This is a genomic window from Streptomyces sp. NPDC055955 (genome assembly GCF_042270245.1).
Classification (GTDB): domain Bacteria; phylum Actinomycetota; class Actinomycetes; order Streptomycetales; family Streptomycetaceae; genus Streptomyces.
The window spans coordinates 488,641-501,790 of the sequence record NZ_JBHJYS010000003.1 but is presented as its reverse complement, the minus strand read 5'-3'; the positions used below and the strand labels follow the sequence as shown (position 1 = coordinate 501,790).

General features: G+C 70.7%; 15 protein-coding genes. 8 read left to right on the top strand and 7 right to left on the bottom strand.

Annotated features, from left to right (window positions below; genetic code table 11):
* Window positions 1-2 precede the first annotated feature (2 nt).
* Together ACFC96_RS08365 and ACFC96_RS08360 are read left to right on the top strand one after the other, a co-directional pair.
* Window positions 3-965, top strand: coding sequence for an asparaginase (locus tag ACFC96_RS08365; protein WP_376610908.1), 963 nt, complete (start codon window positions 3-5; stop codon window positions 963-965).
* A 108-nt stretch (window positions 966-1,073) separates the two neighbouring features.
* Window positions 1,074-2,327: a GNAT family N-acetyltransferase gene (locus ACFC96_RS08360; RefSeq protein ID WP_376610906.1), complete on the top strand. Its 1,254-nt coding sequence runs from the start codon at window positions 1,074-1,076 to the stop codon at window positions 2,325-2,327.
* Window positions 2,328-2,491: 164 nt separating this feature from the next.
* Here ACFC96_RS08360 and ACFC96_RS08355 read toward each other — a convergent pair whose 3' ends face one another.
* Both ACFC96_RS08355 and ACFC96_RS08350 read right to left on the bottom strand, forming a co-directional pair.
* Window positions 2,492-2,677, bottom strand: coding sequence for a hypothetical protein (locus ACFC96_RS08355; protein ID WP_376260657.1), 186 nt, complete (start codon window positions 2,675-2,677; stop codon window positions 2,492-2,494).
* A gap of 315 nt (window positions 2,678-2,992) precedes the next feature.
* Entirely contained in the window at window positions 2,993-3,181 is a 189-nt protein-coding gene (locus tag ACFC96_RS08350; RefSeq protein ID WP_116512283.1) for a hypothetical protein, read from the bottom strand.
* A gap of 126 nt (window positions 3,182-3,307) precedes the next feature.
* On the opposite strand from ACFC96_RS08350, the gene ACFC96_RS08345 reads away from it, so the two are divergent.
* Together ACFC96_RS08345 and ACFC96_RS08340 are read left to right on the top strand one after the other, a co-directional pair.
* The gene (locus tag ACFC96_RS08345) at window positions 3,308-4,186 is read left to right on the top strand and encodes a GntR family transcriptional regulator (RefSeq protein ID WP_376610904.1); all 879 of its coding nucleotides are present in this window, start codon (window positions 3,308-3,310) and stop codon (window positions 4,184-4,186) included.
* Window positions 4,186-4,926 (top strand): HAD family hydrolase, encoded by a 741-nt coding sequence (locus ACFC96_RS08340; RefSeq protein ID WP_376260651.1) that lies wholly within the window; start codon window positions 4,186-4,188, stop codon window positions 4,924-4,926. Before ACFC96_RS08345 ends, ACFC96_RS08340 begins: the two co-directional genes overlap by 1 nt.
* Before the next feature lie 15 nt (window positions 4,927-4,941).
* Here the strand turns inward: ACFC96_RS08340 and ACFC96_RS08335 are convergent, their stop codons facing one another.
* Window positions 4,942-5,385, bottom strand: a complete 444-nt coding sequence (locus tag ACFC96_RS08335) for a hypothetical protein (RefSeq protein ID WP_376610902.1) — start codon at window positions 5,383-5,385, stop codon at window positions 4,942-4,944.
* Window positions 5,386-5,522: 137 nt separating this feature from the next.
* On the opposite strand from ACFC96_RS08335, the gene ACFC96_RS08330 reads away from it, so the two are divergent.
* The 4 genes from ACFC96_RS08330 to ACFC96_RS08315 all read left to right on the top strand — a co-directional run bounded on the left by ACFC96_RS08330 (window position 5,523) and on the right by ACFC96_RS08315 (window position 9,678).
* Window positions 5,523-6,599, top strand: coding sequence for a phosphotransferase (locus ACFC96_RS08330; protein WP_376260647.1), 1,077 nt, complete (start codon window positions 5,523-5,525; stop codon window positions 6,597-6,599).
* A 70-nt stretch (window positions 6,600-6,669) separates the two neighbouring features.
* Window positions 6,670-6,870: a hypothetical protein gene (locus ACFC96_RS08325; protein WP_376610900.1), complete on the top strand. Its 201-nt coding sequence runs from the start codon at window positions 6,670-6,672 to the stop codon at window positions 6,868-6,870.
* 49 nt (window positions 6,871-6,919) lie between these two features.
* Window positions 6,920-7,561, top strand: coding sequence for a TetR family transcriptional regulator (locus ACFC96_RS08320; RefSeq protein WP_376260644.1), 642 nt, complete (start codon window positions 6,920-6,922; stop codon window positions 7,559-7,561).
* Between the two features lie 32 nt (window positions 7,562-7,593).
* Window positions 7,594-9,678: a HelD family protein gene (locus ACFC96_RS08315; RefSeq protein ID WP_376610899.1), complete on the top strand. Its 2,085-nt coding sequence runs from the start codon at window positions 7,594-7,596 to the stop codon at window positions 9,676-9,678.
* Between the two features lie 9 nt (window positions 9,679-9,687).
* Here the strand turns inward: ACFC96_RS08315 and ACFC96_RS08310 are convergent, their stop codons facing one another.
* The 4 genes from ACFC96_RS08310 to ACFC96_RS08295 form a co-directional block, all read right to left on the bottom strand.
* The gene (locus tag ACFC96_RS08310) at window positions 9,688-10,152 is read right to left on the bottom strand and encodes a pyridoxamine 5'-phosphate oxidase family protein (RefSeq protein ID WP_376260640.1); all 465 of its coding nucleotides are present in this window, start codon (window positions 10,150-10,152) and stop codon (window positions 9,688-9,690) included.
* Window positions 10,153-10,190: 38 nt separating this feature from the next.
* Window positions 10,191-11,636 (bottom strand): MFS transporter, encoded by a 1,446-nt coding sequence (locus ACFC96_RS08305; RefSeq protein ID WP_376610897.1) that lies wholly within the window; start codon window positions 11,634-11,636, stop codon window positions 10,191-10,193.
* A 122-nt stretch (window positions 11,637-11,758) separates the two neighbouring features.
* Window positions 11,759-12,244, bottom strand: coding sequence for a MarR family winged helix-turn-helix transcriptional regulator (locus ACFC96_RS08300; RefSeq protein WP_376260636.1), 486 nt, complete (start codon window positions 12,242-12,244; stop codon window positions 11,759-11,761).
* A gap of 81 nt (window positions 12,245-12,325) precedes the next feature.
* Window positions 12,326-13,096, bottom strand: coding sequence for an SDR family oxidoreductase (locus ACFC96_RS08295; RefSeq protein ID WP_376260634.1), 771 nt, complete (start codon window positions 13,094-13,096; stop codon window positions 12,326-12,328).
* Between the last annotated feature and the right edge of the window lie 54 nt (window positions 13,097-13,150).

Sequence of the window (13,150 nt, the reverse complement as noted above, 5' to 3'; positions counted from 1 at the left end):
CGATGTCCCCCTCCTCCGCCGCCGCCATACCCCCGGTCCTCGCCGAGGTCGTCCGTTCCGGCTTCGTCGAGGGCCGTCACCGAGGCAGTCTGGTCGTGCTCGCCGCGGACGGGACCGTGGAGCTCGCCCTGGGGGACGTGACCGCTCCCGTCTTCCCCCGCTCGTCGAACAAGCCGATGCAGGCGGCGGGCGTGCTGCGCGCGGGCCTCGACCTGTCGGGCGAGCGGCTCGCGCTCGCGGCCGCGAGCCACTCCGGTGAGACCTTCCACCGCGATCTCGTCCAGAAGATGCTGTCCGAGCACGAGCTGACCCCGGCCGAGCTCCAGTGCCCGCCCGACCTGCCGCTCGACGCCGCCGAGACCGAGACGTACCTGGCGGCGGGCGCCGTACGGGACCGGGTCACGATGAACTGCTCCGGCAAGCACGCGGCGATGCTGGCCGCCTGCGACGTGAACGGCTGGCCCAAGGACTCCTACCTGGACCCGCAGCACCCGCTCCAGAAGCTCATCCACGAGGTCGTGGAGGAGGCCGCGGGCGAGCCCGTCGCCGCGGTCGGTACGGACGGCTGCGGGGCGCCCCTGATGGCGATCAGCCTCACCGGCCTCGCCCGCGCCTTCCGCCACTTCGTACTCGCCCCCGAGGGCTCGGCCGAGCGCCGGGTCGCCGACGCGATGCGCGCGCATCCCGAGTACGTCGCCGGTACGCGCCGCCCCGACACCTGGCTGATGCGTGAGGTGCCCGGCGTCCTGTCGAAGATGGGCGCGGAGGCGGTCCAGGCCGTGGCGCTCCCCGACGGACGGGCGCTCGCCTTCAAGATCGACGACGGCGCGACGCGCGCGCTCGGCCCGGTCCTGGCCCGCGCGCTGCGGAGGCTGGGCGTGGACGGCGAGGTCGTGGCCCGCATCGGAGAGGCACCGCTGCACGGCGGCGGGGGCGTCGTGGGGGAGATCCGCGCGGTCTTCTAGGGGCTGGTCCGAATAAGGGCTGATCCGAACGAAAGGTCCCAGGAGCACCGGGCCGGGCGAGGGCCAAATGAGTGGCCCCGCCGCACGCCGCCCGCTTAGCGTGACGGGATGACCCGCGACGACATCGACGTACGGCCCATCACGGATGACGAGTTTGCCGACTGGTCCCGCGCGCTGAACACCGGCTTCCTGCGGAGCACCCCGGACTCGCGGGAGACCCTCGACAAACGCAGGGAACAGGCGCGCGGCTCACGGATCCTCGGCGCGTTCGACGGCGGGCGCTGCGTGGCCACGTTCCGCTCGTTCCCGCAGGAGCTGACCGTGCCGGGCGGCGCGGCCGTCACCGCCGACGCGATCTCGAACGTCACGGTGAGCGCCACGCATCGCCGGCGCGGTCTCCTGAGCAGGATGATGGCGGGCGACCTCGCCGACGCGAAGGCCCGCGGTGACGTCGTCGCGACGCTCATCGCCGCCGAGTACCCGATCTACGGCCGGTTCGGCTTCGGGCCCGCCACGTCGCTCACCGAGTGGGCGGTGGACGTGCCGCGCGCCGGACTCGACCCGCGCCGGCCGGTCCCGGACGACGGGGGCCGTATCGATCTCGTCGACGGCGAGGGCCTGCGCAAGACGGGCCCGGAGCTGCACGAGCGGCTGCGCGCGAGCCGGCCCGGCGTCATCGACCGCGACGGGTTCTGGTGGCGCCGCAACACCGGACTCCTCGAAACCCCGGAAGAGCCCTGGAAAGAGCCCTTCTACGCGGTCTACCGCGCTCCGAACGGCGAGGCCGAGGGCCTGATCGTCTACTCCGTCGACGACAACTGGAGCGACACCAAGCAGCCGCACAACACGGCGACGGTGCGCGACCTGATCGCCGTCACCCCGGCCGCCGAGCGCGCGCTGTGGCACTACGTCTGTTCCGTCGACTGGATCGCGACCGTCCGCACGGGCCACCGGGCCCCGGACGACCTGCTGCCCCATCTGCTGCCCGACCCGCGCGCGGCCCGCGTCGTCACGCACGCGGACTGGCTGTGGGTGCGGATCCTGGATGTCGTGCGGGCCCTGGAGACGCGTACGTATGCGGGGACGGGATCGCTGGTCCTCGAGGTCGGCGACGCGGCCGGCCTCTCCGGGGGCCGCTACCGGCTGGACGCGGAGCCCGGGGGTGCGGTGTGCGCGCCGACCTCGGAGGAACCTGAACTCACACTGGACGTGAGCGAGTTGGGGACGCTGTGGCTGGGCGACGAGTCCGCGGTACGGCTCGCCGCGCTCGGCCGCGTCAGGGAGGAGAGGGCGGGCGCCGCCGCCCTTGCCGACGCCCTGCTGCGTACGTCCCGGCGCCCGTGGTGCCCGGACATCTTCTGAGGCGCACACGCGGGGGTGTGCCGGCGTGTGCCTTCCGAACCGTGCCGTGGTGCTGACGTGCTGACGTGCTGACGTGCTGTGGTGCTGACGTGCCGTGGTGCTCCGGCGCGCTGTGACGCCGTGGCGTGACCGGGCTCCCGGCTCCCCTCCGGAAGGGAGCCCGGTCAGCCGCTCTGGGTCAGCAGCATCACGAGGATGACGGCCCCGACGCCGCTGATGAGGTTGTTCTTGGCCTTGAGGCCGATGGAGAGAGCGACGAACGCGATGATGCCCATCGGCCCGTACTTCCACTGGATCAGCTGCTCGAACCCGATGGCGAGGGCTGCAACGGCGATGGCGATGAACGGCATGTCTGGTCCCCCTTCAGTCCGGGAGCGATGACCAACCGGGCCAACCCTGGTGGATGTCTGACCATGTGGCTCAAGTTGGCAACCAACTCCACTGGAGTTATCTCCGTCTAGCGCCGACTCTTAACCACCTTTTACTCAACTCGCATAAGATGGCGGGAAGTTGTAGATTTTCTCGACGTGGCCGGAACGTGGCGCGGTCCCCGGTTCCGCTGGTGCTCGCGACGGGTGAGTCGCTTCTTCGGACCCACGCCGACCGCCTGAAACCGGCCAAGGCCGATGTTCACATCCCGCCGGGGCGTGCAGCCGCCCGCCGGGTCAGAGTGCCGGTCCGGCGAGCATCAGGGCCAGGAGCACGGCCCCGATGGAGCTGCAGGTGGGGCTCTTCGCCTTGACGCCGATCGTGAGGAGCAGCAGGCCGGTGATCCCGACGGGGCCGTAGCGCCACTGGACCAGCTGCTCGAAAGTGATCACGAACACCGCGGAGAAGAAGGTGAGGACGGGCATGATGGTTCCTCCTTCGGCCATCTTGCTCAAAGTTGGCAACCAACTACTATGAAGTTGTCCCCACTTGGTCATGATGAATAAACAACTCTTCAACAACTCCCGCCAAGTGGTGGTTAGTTGTAGCGTTTGGTTGTGACTCAGGAGAGCGTTGCAGTGAACGGCAGCAGAAGGTCCTCACCCCAGGAGATCGCCGACGTCCTGAGGGAGCGCATCAAGGCGGGCGAGCTCCGCGCGGGCGAGCGGCTGCCGACACAGGCCGAGCTGGCCGAGGAGTTCGGCGTGGAGCGCGGCGCCGTACGGCAGGCCCTGCGCTCCCTCCAGGAGGACGGCCTGCTCAGCAACGTGAGCAAGGGCAGTCCGCCGAGGATCGCCGAGCAGGCCCCGGCGCGCGACGAGCCGCAGCGCACGATGGTCGGCCTGGCCCCGCGCCTGTCCGAGGCGTTCGCGTCACCGCAGGTGCGGATCGACGCCGTCTGCCTCACCGCGGAGACCCTGATGCTGGCGCTCGGCGAGCCGCTGCGCTTCATCCACGAGGGCCGCGTACGCCCCGACTCGGTCGACGTGCGCATCCTGCTGCCGGGCAGGGACATCAATCTCGCCTTCCCGGTATCGGCCACGCAGGAGGGCGACGCCGCACTCGTCCACAAGCGCTGGCTCGACCAGCGCAACGCGCAGGGCCAGGTTCTGCGCCACAATCTGCGCTCGCTGCGGTCCTCGCACGGCATCGACGTACGGGTCACCTTCCGGGCGCTGCCCTTCACCCCGCCGATCAAGCTCTACCTGCTCAACGGGAACGAGGCGCTCCTCTCGTACTACCTGGTCACGCGGCGCGAGGAGGAGATCGAGAGCGGCACGCTCGACATGTACGACACGCTCGGCACGGAGTCGCTGCTGTTCTCGTTCGAGAAGCGGGCGGGGCAGCGGGACACGGCGTTCGTGGAGGAATCGCAGAAGTGGTTCGACGCCCTCTGGGAAACCATCACCACGGACCTGACACTCTCCTAGTGACTTCTGATGCAACGAAGCAGACTGTTCCGGTGGCTGAAGCGACGGAATCACTTCGGGAACTGATCAAAAGGGCGCGGTTCGTGCTCTTCGACTTCGACGGGCCGATCTGCCGGCTCTTCGCGGGGCACTCGGCGGAGCGGGTGGCCGTCGAACAGGTGCGGTGGCTCGAGGAACGCGGCCTGCACGGTCTGCTCACCGAGGAGGAGCGCGCGGAACCGGACCCGCACGCCGTCCTGCGCGCCGTCGACCGTCGGCGCCCGGGCAGCGACCTGGTCGTCGAACTGGAGGAGCGCCTCACCCAGCAGGAGCTCACCGCGGTGGCCTCGGCGTGGCCCACGCAGTACGCCGACCCGCTGATCAGGACGTGGTACGCGGTGGGCGCCCACCTGGCCGTCACGACCAACAACTCCCCGGTGGTGGCCTCCCGTTACCTGGCCACGCGCGGCCTCGCGGCCTGCTTCGCCCCGCACATCTACGGCCGGACCCAGGACCTCCACCTCCTCAAGCCCCACCCGCACTGCGTACAACGCGCCCTCGGCGCCCTGGGCGCGACCCCCGAAGCGGCCCTGATGATCGGCGACACCCCCTCGGACTTCGAGGCGGCCACCGCGGCCGGCATCGCGTTCCTCGGCTACGCGCGTAATGAACGCAAGGCGAAGGTGCTGAGGGAGGCGGGGGCGGAGGTGGTGGTGCCGTCGCTGGAGCCGCTGCTGGGGGTGCTGCGGGAACGGGTGTGACCGCCCGGACGCCGCTCAGGCCTGCATTGTGAGCAGCACGAGCAGCACGAGCAGCACGAGCAGGACGGCACCGACGGCGAGCCACCTCTCGCTGCGCTTCGTCAGCCGCGGGCGGAGGGCCTTGTCCCCGTGGCGGAGTTGAAGGTCCGTCACGTCCCTGTGACGCCGGTCTTCAAGCTCTGCCTGCTCCACGGGGGCGAGGCGCTGCACGGTCCGTACGAAGTGACGCAGGATGCCGTGCGAGTCCTGCGACTGCTCGACGGAGAGCGGCAGGTCGCCCCATCCCGCACGGACGACTTCCTGGATCTCCTCGGCGGCCGGTGCCGTCGGGCTCCTGGCGAAGAGACCGCAGACCGGGCCGTCGAAGTCGAAGAGCACTGCTTGCGCTGCCGTGAGCAGTCCGTGCAGGCTCTTCCGGCGTGGGTCGGTCCGGCCCTCGGAGTTCTGCCGGGTCCTCATCCGGTCAGTCTGCTGCGTACGGCTCACCCGGGCGGTGCGAGCGATATCTGAGTGGGTTCTGGGATGCTGCCGTCTGGCGGAGTACCGTACTCCTCCTCTTCCATGACGCTGGTCTGCACCTGGCGAAAGAACGGGAAATGGCAACGGACCCGACCACGGCGGCCTGGCGACGCGCTGTCGCGTTGAGTGGTGGCGAACAGGCAATCGAAGGGCCGCTGAAGGGTTACCACCATGAAACGTATGTCCTCCCTTTTCTGCGTACGGGCGACCTGTCCCGGACCGGTCGGTGGAAGTGCCGGGATCCTCGCAGTGGCCTCTTCTGGTTCGACCGCCGGTGCTTCGAATCGGAAGAGGCGCTGCTCAGTGCCCTGTCGGGACGCATCTCGCGTATTCCTGAGGTGGTCGAGGTCGAAGGTGCCAAGCTGCAGCAGTTCATCGAGGGCAGCACGCTCGGATCCCTCGAGAAGAGGGGCAGACCTCTACCCTCCGACCTGACCGGTCAATTGGGCTCCCTGTTTCGTGAGATGGCCGAGGTGCGGCCCGATTCGCTCTCCATTGCCAGAAAATGCACAAGAGAGGACCAGGCGCCTGAGGGGGACTCCGCAGAATTTCTAGAGCGGTTGATCAGGTTCACCGAAAAGCAGGTGTACGAAAAGAACCTGGAGCAGTTCGGCGGACTCTTCGGTCACTTGGGTCTGCACGGTGAAGCGTTCACGCGCCTGCGGAAGCACGTTCTGGGGCTGGTGGAGCGGCCCTTCTGCCTTCTGCACGCGGATCTCCACCGCGAAAACCTGATCGTGGACCCGTCGTCCCGGCTCTGGGCGATCGACTGGGAACTGGCGATGTTCGGTGACCCCCTGTATGACCTGGCGACGCATCTGTATCTCATGCGGTACCCGCAAGCGCAGGCGTCCGGCGTCATCACCGCTTGGCGTAGAAGTGTCGAGGATGTCAGGGCGGGAAGTTCTCAGGGCTGGGAGAAGGACCTTCCGCTCGTGATCGACTTCAAGAAGGCGCAGTCGGTGTACACGGATGTGATCAGGTCCGCGACGAAGCTCAGCGCCTCTCCGCCCCGGGACGGTTCGCTGCTCTGGCTGACTGCCGTCAAGCTGCGAGGCATCGTGTCTGCGGCGGCTGTCCCTTTGGGACTGGAGTCTGTCCCCTCGGTCGCCCGGATCGCCGAAGGGCTGGCTCGCTGGCTCACCGGCCGCTGAAGCCGGCCGCACGAACGGATCTCGTGGCGGGGCTCCCAGGGACAAGATCTGCATCTTCAATGAGTCTTTCGTGATGCATGGCCGCTATGACCTGTCGGCCACCTTGTGGTGGAGAGGGGAGCGGTACTACGACCCGAAGGGTTACCAGACGGAACTGTCCGTGTGGTCGCGGCGGGAGGGTCCGGATGGTGCGGAAGGCGTTGCGATGTGGATCAAGCACTTCGACGACCTGTGGAAACTGGGCTCGACGCCGCAGTGGCGCCGGCAGTGACCGCCCGCTCGGTGAGGCGGGTGTGCCCGCACTGCGTAACCTTCCCCGCATGAGTGGCGACACCGGCGAGATGGGCCTCCGCGAGCGGAAGAAGCGGCGGATGTATCAGGCGATCTCCGAGGCGGCCATCGGGCTGTTTCTGGAGAAGGGGTTCGACAAGGTGTCCGTCGCCGAGGTCGCGGCCGCCGCCGAGATCTCCAAGCCGACCCTGTTCCGCTACTTCCCCACCAAGGAGGACCTGGTTCTGCACCGGTTCGCCGATCACGAGGACGAGCCCGCACGGGTCGTCGCCGGGCGGGGCGAGGGCGTCACGCCGCTCGCCGCGCTGCGGGCGCACTTTCTCGACGGGCTCGAGCGGCGCGACCCGGTGACCGGGCTGAACGACCACCCCGCGGTGCTCGCCTTTCACCGACTGCTCTACGGCACCCCTTCCCTGGTCGCGCGGGCCTACGGGTATCAGGAGCGGTCGGAGCGGATCCTGGCCGGCGCGCTCGGCGAGGGGGCCGCGGCGCGGCTGGCGGCCGGGCAGATCGTGGCCGTGCAGCGGGTTCTCGCCATGGAGAACTGGCGGCGGATCGCGGCGGGGGAGAGTGCCGACGCGGTGTGGCCGGATGCCGTGGAGGCTGCTGAGCTGGGGTTTCGGCAGCTGGAGGCCGGGCTCGGGGCGCGCGGGTATTTTGAGGGTCAGTAAAAATTGTTACTCGGTTACGTTATTCTGATTCGGTGACCGATTCCGCCGATCTCCGTGCCCTCGTCCAGGAACGCCACCACCACGACCTCTGCCGCGCCGCCCTCGCCGCGATGATCGAGGGTGCCGACGAACAGGTCGTCATCGGCGAGAACGCCTCCGCCTCCGGGGCCGACGCCGAAGTGCTCGGGTACCAGCTGCGCAGCAAGGCCAAGGAGCTGCACGAACTGCCCGAGGTCCCGCTCTTCTTCGGGCGGCTCGACTTCGCGGACGGTGACGGCGACCACGCCGGGCAGAGCTACCACGTGGGACGGCGGCGCGTGGTCGAACACCCGGCCGCCCCGCCCCTCGTCGTCGACTGGCGCGCCCCCGTCTCGCGCGCCTTCTACCAGGCCGGACCCCAGGAGCCGCAAGGCGTCGCGGTCCGGCGCCGCTTCGGGTGGGCCCCCGCGAGCAAGGGCGACTCCGCCGATCTGACCGGCCTGGAGGACGAACGGCTCACCGTGGAGGGCGAGGCCGCCCCCGCCGCCTCCGGTGAGGGCAGCCGTATCGTCGCCCGCGAGATCGAGCGCCCCCGTGTCGGCCCCATGCGCGACATCGCCGCCACCATCCAGCCCGACCAGGACGACCTCGTCCGCGCCGATCTCGCCACCTCCGTCTGTGTGCAGGGCGCCCCCGGCACCGGCAAGACCGCGGTCGGCCTGCACCGGGCCGCGTATCTGCTCTACACCCACCCCCAGCGCGTCCAGCGCGGCGGACTGCTCATCCTCGGACCCAACCGCACCTTCCTCACCTACATCTCCGAGGTGCTGCCCGCGCTCGGCGAGAGCGGAGTGCGGCAGTCCACCATCGAGGAGATCCTCGTGGAGGAGAGCAGCACGGCGGTGGCCAGGGCGCGGACGTACGAGGACGCCGGGGCCGCGGCCGTCGTGAAGCACGACGCCCGCATGGCCGAGGTCCTGCACCGCGCCCTCTACTCCCGCGTGCGCCCCGAGGCCGCCATCGACTCCCTCGCCGTTCCCGACGGTTCGTACCGCTGGCGCGTGCCGGCCGGTGTGCTCGGGCGGATCGTGGCGGGCGTACGGGAGGAGGAGCCGCCGTACGCGGTCGGGCGGGAGCGCGTGCGCAGCCGGGCCGTGCGGCACCTCCAGGAGCAGGCCGAACGCAGGTCGGGGCCGGTGAACAACCTCTGGCTGCAGAAGGTCGGCAGGTCCCGGCCGATGGGCGCGTACGTCGAGGCGGTGTGGCCCAGGGTGCGGCCGGAGGAGGTCGTGGCCGGGCTTCTCGGCGACGCGGACGCGCTCGCCGCGGCGGCGGACGGGATCCTCGACCCCGACGAGCAGCGGGCGATCCTGTGGGCGAAGCCCCCGCGCTCCGTCCGCTCGGCCTCCTGGTCGGCGGCCGATCTCGTCCTCCTCGACGAGGTGGCCGGGCTCCTCGAACACCCCGCCGGCTACGGGCACATCGTCATCGACGAGGCCCAGGACCTCTCCCCGATGCAGGCCCGGTCGATCGCGCGCCGCGCCGCGTACGGTTCGCTCACCGTCCTCGGCGACCTCGCGCAGGGCACCACTCCGTGGGCGGCCCGCACCTGGGGCGAGCTGCTCGGCCACCTGGGCAAGCCCGACGCCCTGATCGCGCCCCTGACGACGGGGTTCCGCGTCCCGGGCGCGGTCGTCGCCCTCACCAACCGCCTCCTCGGTCTCCTCGACGTGGACGTGCCGCCCGCCCGGTCCCTGCGTCACGACGGCGAGCTGAGGATCCGCCGGACGCGGGACGTCGTCGCGGAGACCGTCGACGCCGTGCGCGAGGCGCTGGCGCACGAGGGTTCCGTGGGTGTCGTCGCGGCCGACGACCCGACGGTGCGGCTGCTGCGAACCGCCCTGACGGACAAGGGGATCGAGGTGGGCGGACCGGATGATCCGCGGGTCCGTGTGACCGTCCTCGGGGCGTCCGTCGCCAAGGGCCTCGAGTACGACCATGTCGTCGCCGTCGAGCCGGCCGCCGTGGCCGAGGCCGAGCGCCGCGGACTGCACCGGCTGTACGTCGTCCTGACCCGAGCCGTGTCCCGCCTCGACATCGTGCACAGCCGGCCGCTGCCGTTCGCCGTGGCGCCCTGAGCCGCCCGCTCACCTCGGGATGTCGAGCGCCGTCCCGTAGAGCCGGGTCACCTTGAGCCTGATCACCACGCGGCTCTCCTCGACCTGCCGGCCGAGGAACTCCGCCTCCTGCGCGGGGTCGTCGAACCCCGGCGTCATGGCGAGCAGTTCGCGCCCGACGGCGTCGCCGGGTACGGCCGTCACGTCCGACACCTCGGCCTCTCCCTCGGCGACGGCGAACGACCAGGGGTCGGGGCCGGTGACGTGCAGCGCGGCACGCGGATCGCTCCGCAGCCGACGGGCCTTGAGGCGGTCGGTCGTGGTGGAGACGCGCAGGACGCGTTCGCCGGGACTCCAGTGGTAGAGCACGGTGGACAGGTGAGGGTGCCCGGTGCGACGGACGCCGGCCGGCGTTCCGAACCGGCCGCGGGCCGGCAGCAGATGGAGCTCTTCCTCGGTGAGGGTCCGGGGTGTGGGGCCACTCTTCGCTGTCATGACGCCTCCGGGCGTTGTCGTGGCGGTGGTGGGGGTGATCAGGCCGTCGTACGGGGCCCGCGCAGCACCCCGTACGCGATCACGAACGCGGCGACGAGCAGACCCGTACCGACCGTGAAGGCCAGGTGGTAGCCGCTGGTGAGGGCCTCGGCGCGGGTGCCGCCCTGTGCGGTGAGCGAGCGGGTGCGGGACGCGGCGAGCGTGGAGAGCACGGCGACGCCGACGGCCATGCCGATCTGCTGGGTGGTGTTGAAGAGACCGGAGGCGAGCCCGGCGTCGGCCTCGCTCGCCCCGGACATGCCCAGTGAGGTCAGCGCGGGCAGGGCGAGGCCGAAACCGGCCGCGAGGAGCATCACCGGGAGGATGTCGGTGGCGTAGTGGGCGTGCACGGGGACACGGGTGAGGAGTCCGAGTACGCCGATGAGGAGCGCGATCCCGGCGAGCAGCACGTTCCGTTCGCCGAAGCGCGCGCCCAGACGGGCCGAGACGCCGAGGGAGACCGCGCCGATGACGGCGGCGGCGGGGAGCATGGCGAGGCCGGTCTTTGCGGCGCCGTAGCCGAGGACCTGCTGGAGGTAGAGGGCGACCAGGATCTGGAAGGAGAACAGCGCGGCCACCATCAGCATCTGGACCAGGTTCGCCCCGGCGACGCTGCGCGAGCGCAGGATCCGCAGCGGCATGAGCGGCGTACGGGCCCTTGCCTGCCGGACGAAGAACCCGGCGAGCAGGAGCGCGGCGACGGCCCCGGTCCCGAGCGTGGGCGCCGAAGTCCAGCCGTGCTCCTCGACCTTGACGACGGAGTAGATCCCGAGCATCAGGCCGCCGGTGACGAGCAGCGCGCCGGCCGTGTCGGCACCAGCCCCGAGCCCGAGACCTCGGTCGCGGGGCAGGGCGGGCACGGAGACCGCCAGGGCCGCGAGCCCGATGGGCAGGTTGATGAAGAAGATCCAGTGCCAGCTGAGGCCGTCCGTGAGCAGACCGCCGAGGACCTGCCCCATCGAGGCCCCGGCGGCACCGGTGAAGCTGAACACGGCTATGGCCCTGGCGCGTTCGCGGGGTTCGGTGAACAGCGTGACGAGGATGCCGAGGCTGACGGCGGACGCCAGCGCGCTGCCGACGCCCTGGAGGAACCGCGCGGCGATCAGGACCGCGGGGCTCGTGGCCACGCCCGCCAGGAGTGAGGCCGCGGTGAAGACCGCCGTGCCCACGAGGAACAGCCGCTTGCGTCCGACGAGGTCGCCGAGCCGCCCGGCGAGCAGCAGCAGGCTGCCGAACGCGATCAGGTAGGCGTTGACGACCCAGCTGAGGCCGGCCGGGGTGAACCCCAGATCGCTCTGGATGGCCGGCATCGCCACGGTCACGATGCTGCCGTCGAGGACCGTCATCAGCATCCCCGTGGCCAGGACGCCGAGGGCCGTCCACCTGGAGCGCTGGGGGGTGAGGAGTGCCGGAAGGGCGCGGAGCGGTGCGGAAACGGCAGGCATGTGCGGTCATCTCCTGTCAAAAGGCCGCTGCGGGAGCCGCTGCGGGCCAACAGGAATGACCGTAGCAGATAGTTTTGTTGCAGACTATCTTTTACGGGTGCATGCGTGGGCGGGGCGGGGTGCTAGTGCTGGCGAGCCCTCCGAGGTGCCGGGTTCGGGCTCTCGGCCGGGGTGGCCAGGTGTCCGTCGACCAGGCGGTTCAGCGCGCGCACCAGAACCTCGCGCTCCGTCTCGGGGAGCGAGCCGAGTGCCTCCTCGTGGACGCGGTCGACGATCGCCTGGCTCTCCTCGGCGACCCGCGCGCCCTGCTCCGTGACCGCGATGATCCGCGCCCGTCGGTCCCGCGCCGACGGGCGCCGCTCGGCGAGGCCCGCCTTCTCCAGGGCGTCGACCGTCACCACCATCGTGGTCTTGTCCATGTCGCCGATCTCCGCGAGCTGCGCCTGGGTGCGTTCCCCCTCCAGCGCGTGCACCAGTACGCAGTGCATCCGGGCCGTGAGGCCGATCTCGGAGAGGGCCGCCGCCATCTGCGTACGCAGCACATGGCTGGTGCGGTCGAGCAGGAAGGAGAGGTCCGGTTCGGTGCGGGTGGGCGCCATGGAGGTCATGAGTGCCAGGGTAGCCAATTCGATCCGTTACGGATTATCTGCAACTTGGCGCACCCCTGGGCGCCCGTCCCGTGCACCCTGTCACCCGCCGACCCGCTCGCCGACGAACGCCTCCCATGTCCGCTCGCCCCGGGCCGCGCCCTCGCGCGCCAGATTCTCCCCGGCCCGGTACGCGCGCCCCGCCTTCCCGGGGATGCGGACCGGCAGCTTCGGCCTGCGCCTGCCCTTGGCCCGGAGGTAGCCGGCGCTCAGTTCGGCCATCCCGTACACCTTGGGGCCGGCCAGGTCCGGTACCAGGCCGGCCGGCTCGCCGAGTGCCAGCTCCACCAGGCGGGCGGCGACGTCGCGCGAGTCGACCGGTTCGAAGCGGAGCCCGCCCGGGACCGGGAGCACCGGCAGCTTCGTCATCTTCTCGATCACGCCGAGGACGAGGTCGTTGAACTGGGCGGCCCGCAGCGTCGTGAACGGTATGCCGGACCCGGCGACGGCCCGCTCGGCGGCCAGCTTGCTCCTGAGCCAGGCCACCGGGACGGTGTCCGCGCCGGTCACCGAGATGTGGACCAGGTGCTTCACCCCGGCCTGCCGCGCCGCCCGCACCAGGTTCCGGGTCGCCACGTCGTCGCCCTTGGGGCCGCCCGCGAGGTGGAGGACGATCTCGGTCCCCGCCAACGCCGTCCGCAGTCCCGGGTCCTCCCCGTCGAGCAGGTCGGCACGCACGTACTCGACGCCGTCGGCGGACGCGCGGCCGTGCCGGCTGAGCACGCGGACCGGGCGGCCGGCCTCGCGCAGCAGGGGCACGACGTGGCTCCCCAGCGTGCCCGTGCCGCCGGTGACCAGGATCGGTGCAGTCATGGCTACTCCCGTTGGTTGCGCGGACGGGGGCTTCGCGCCCCGTCCGGGTCGGTA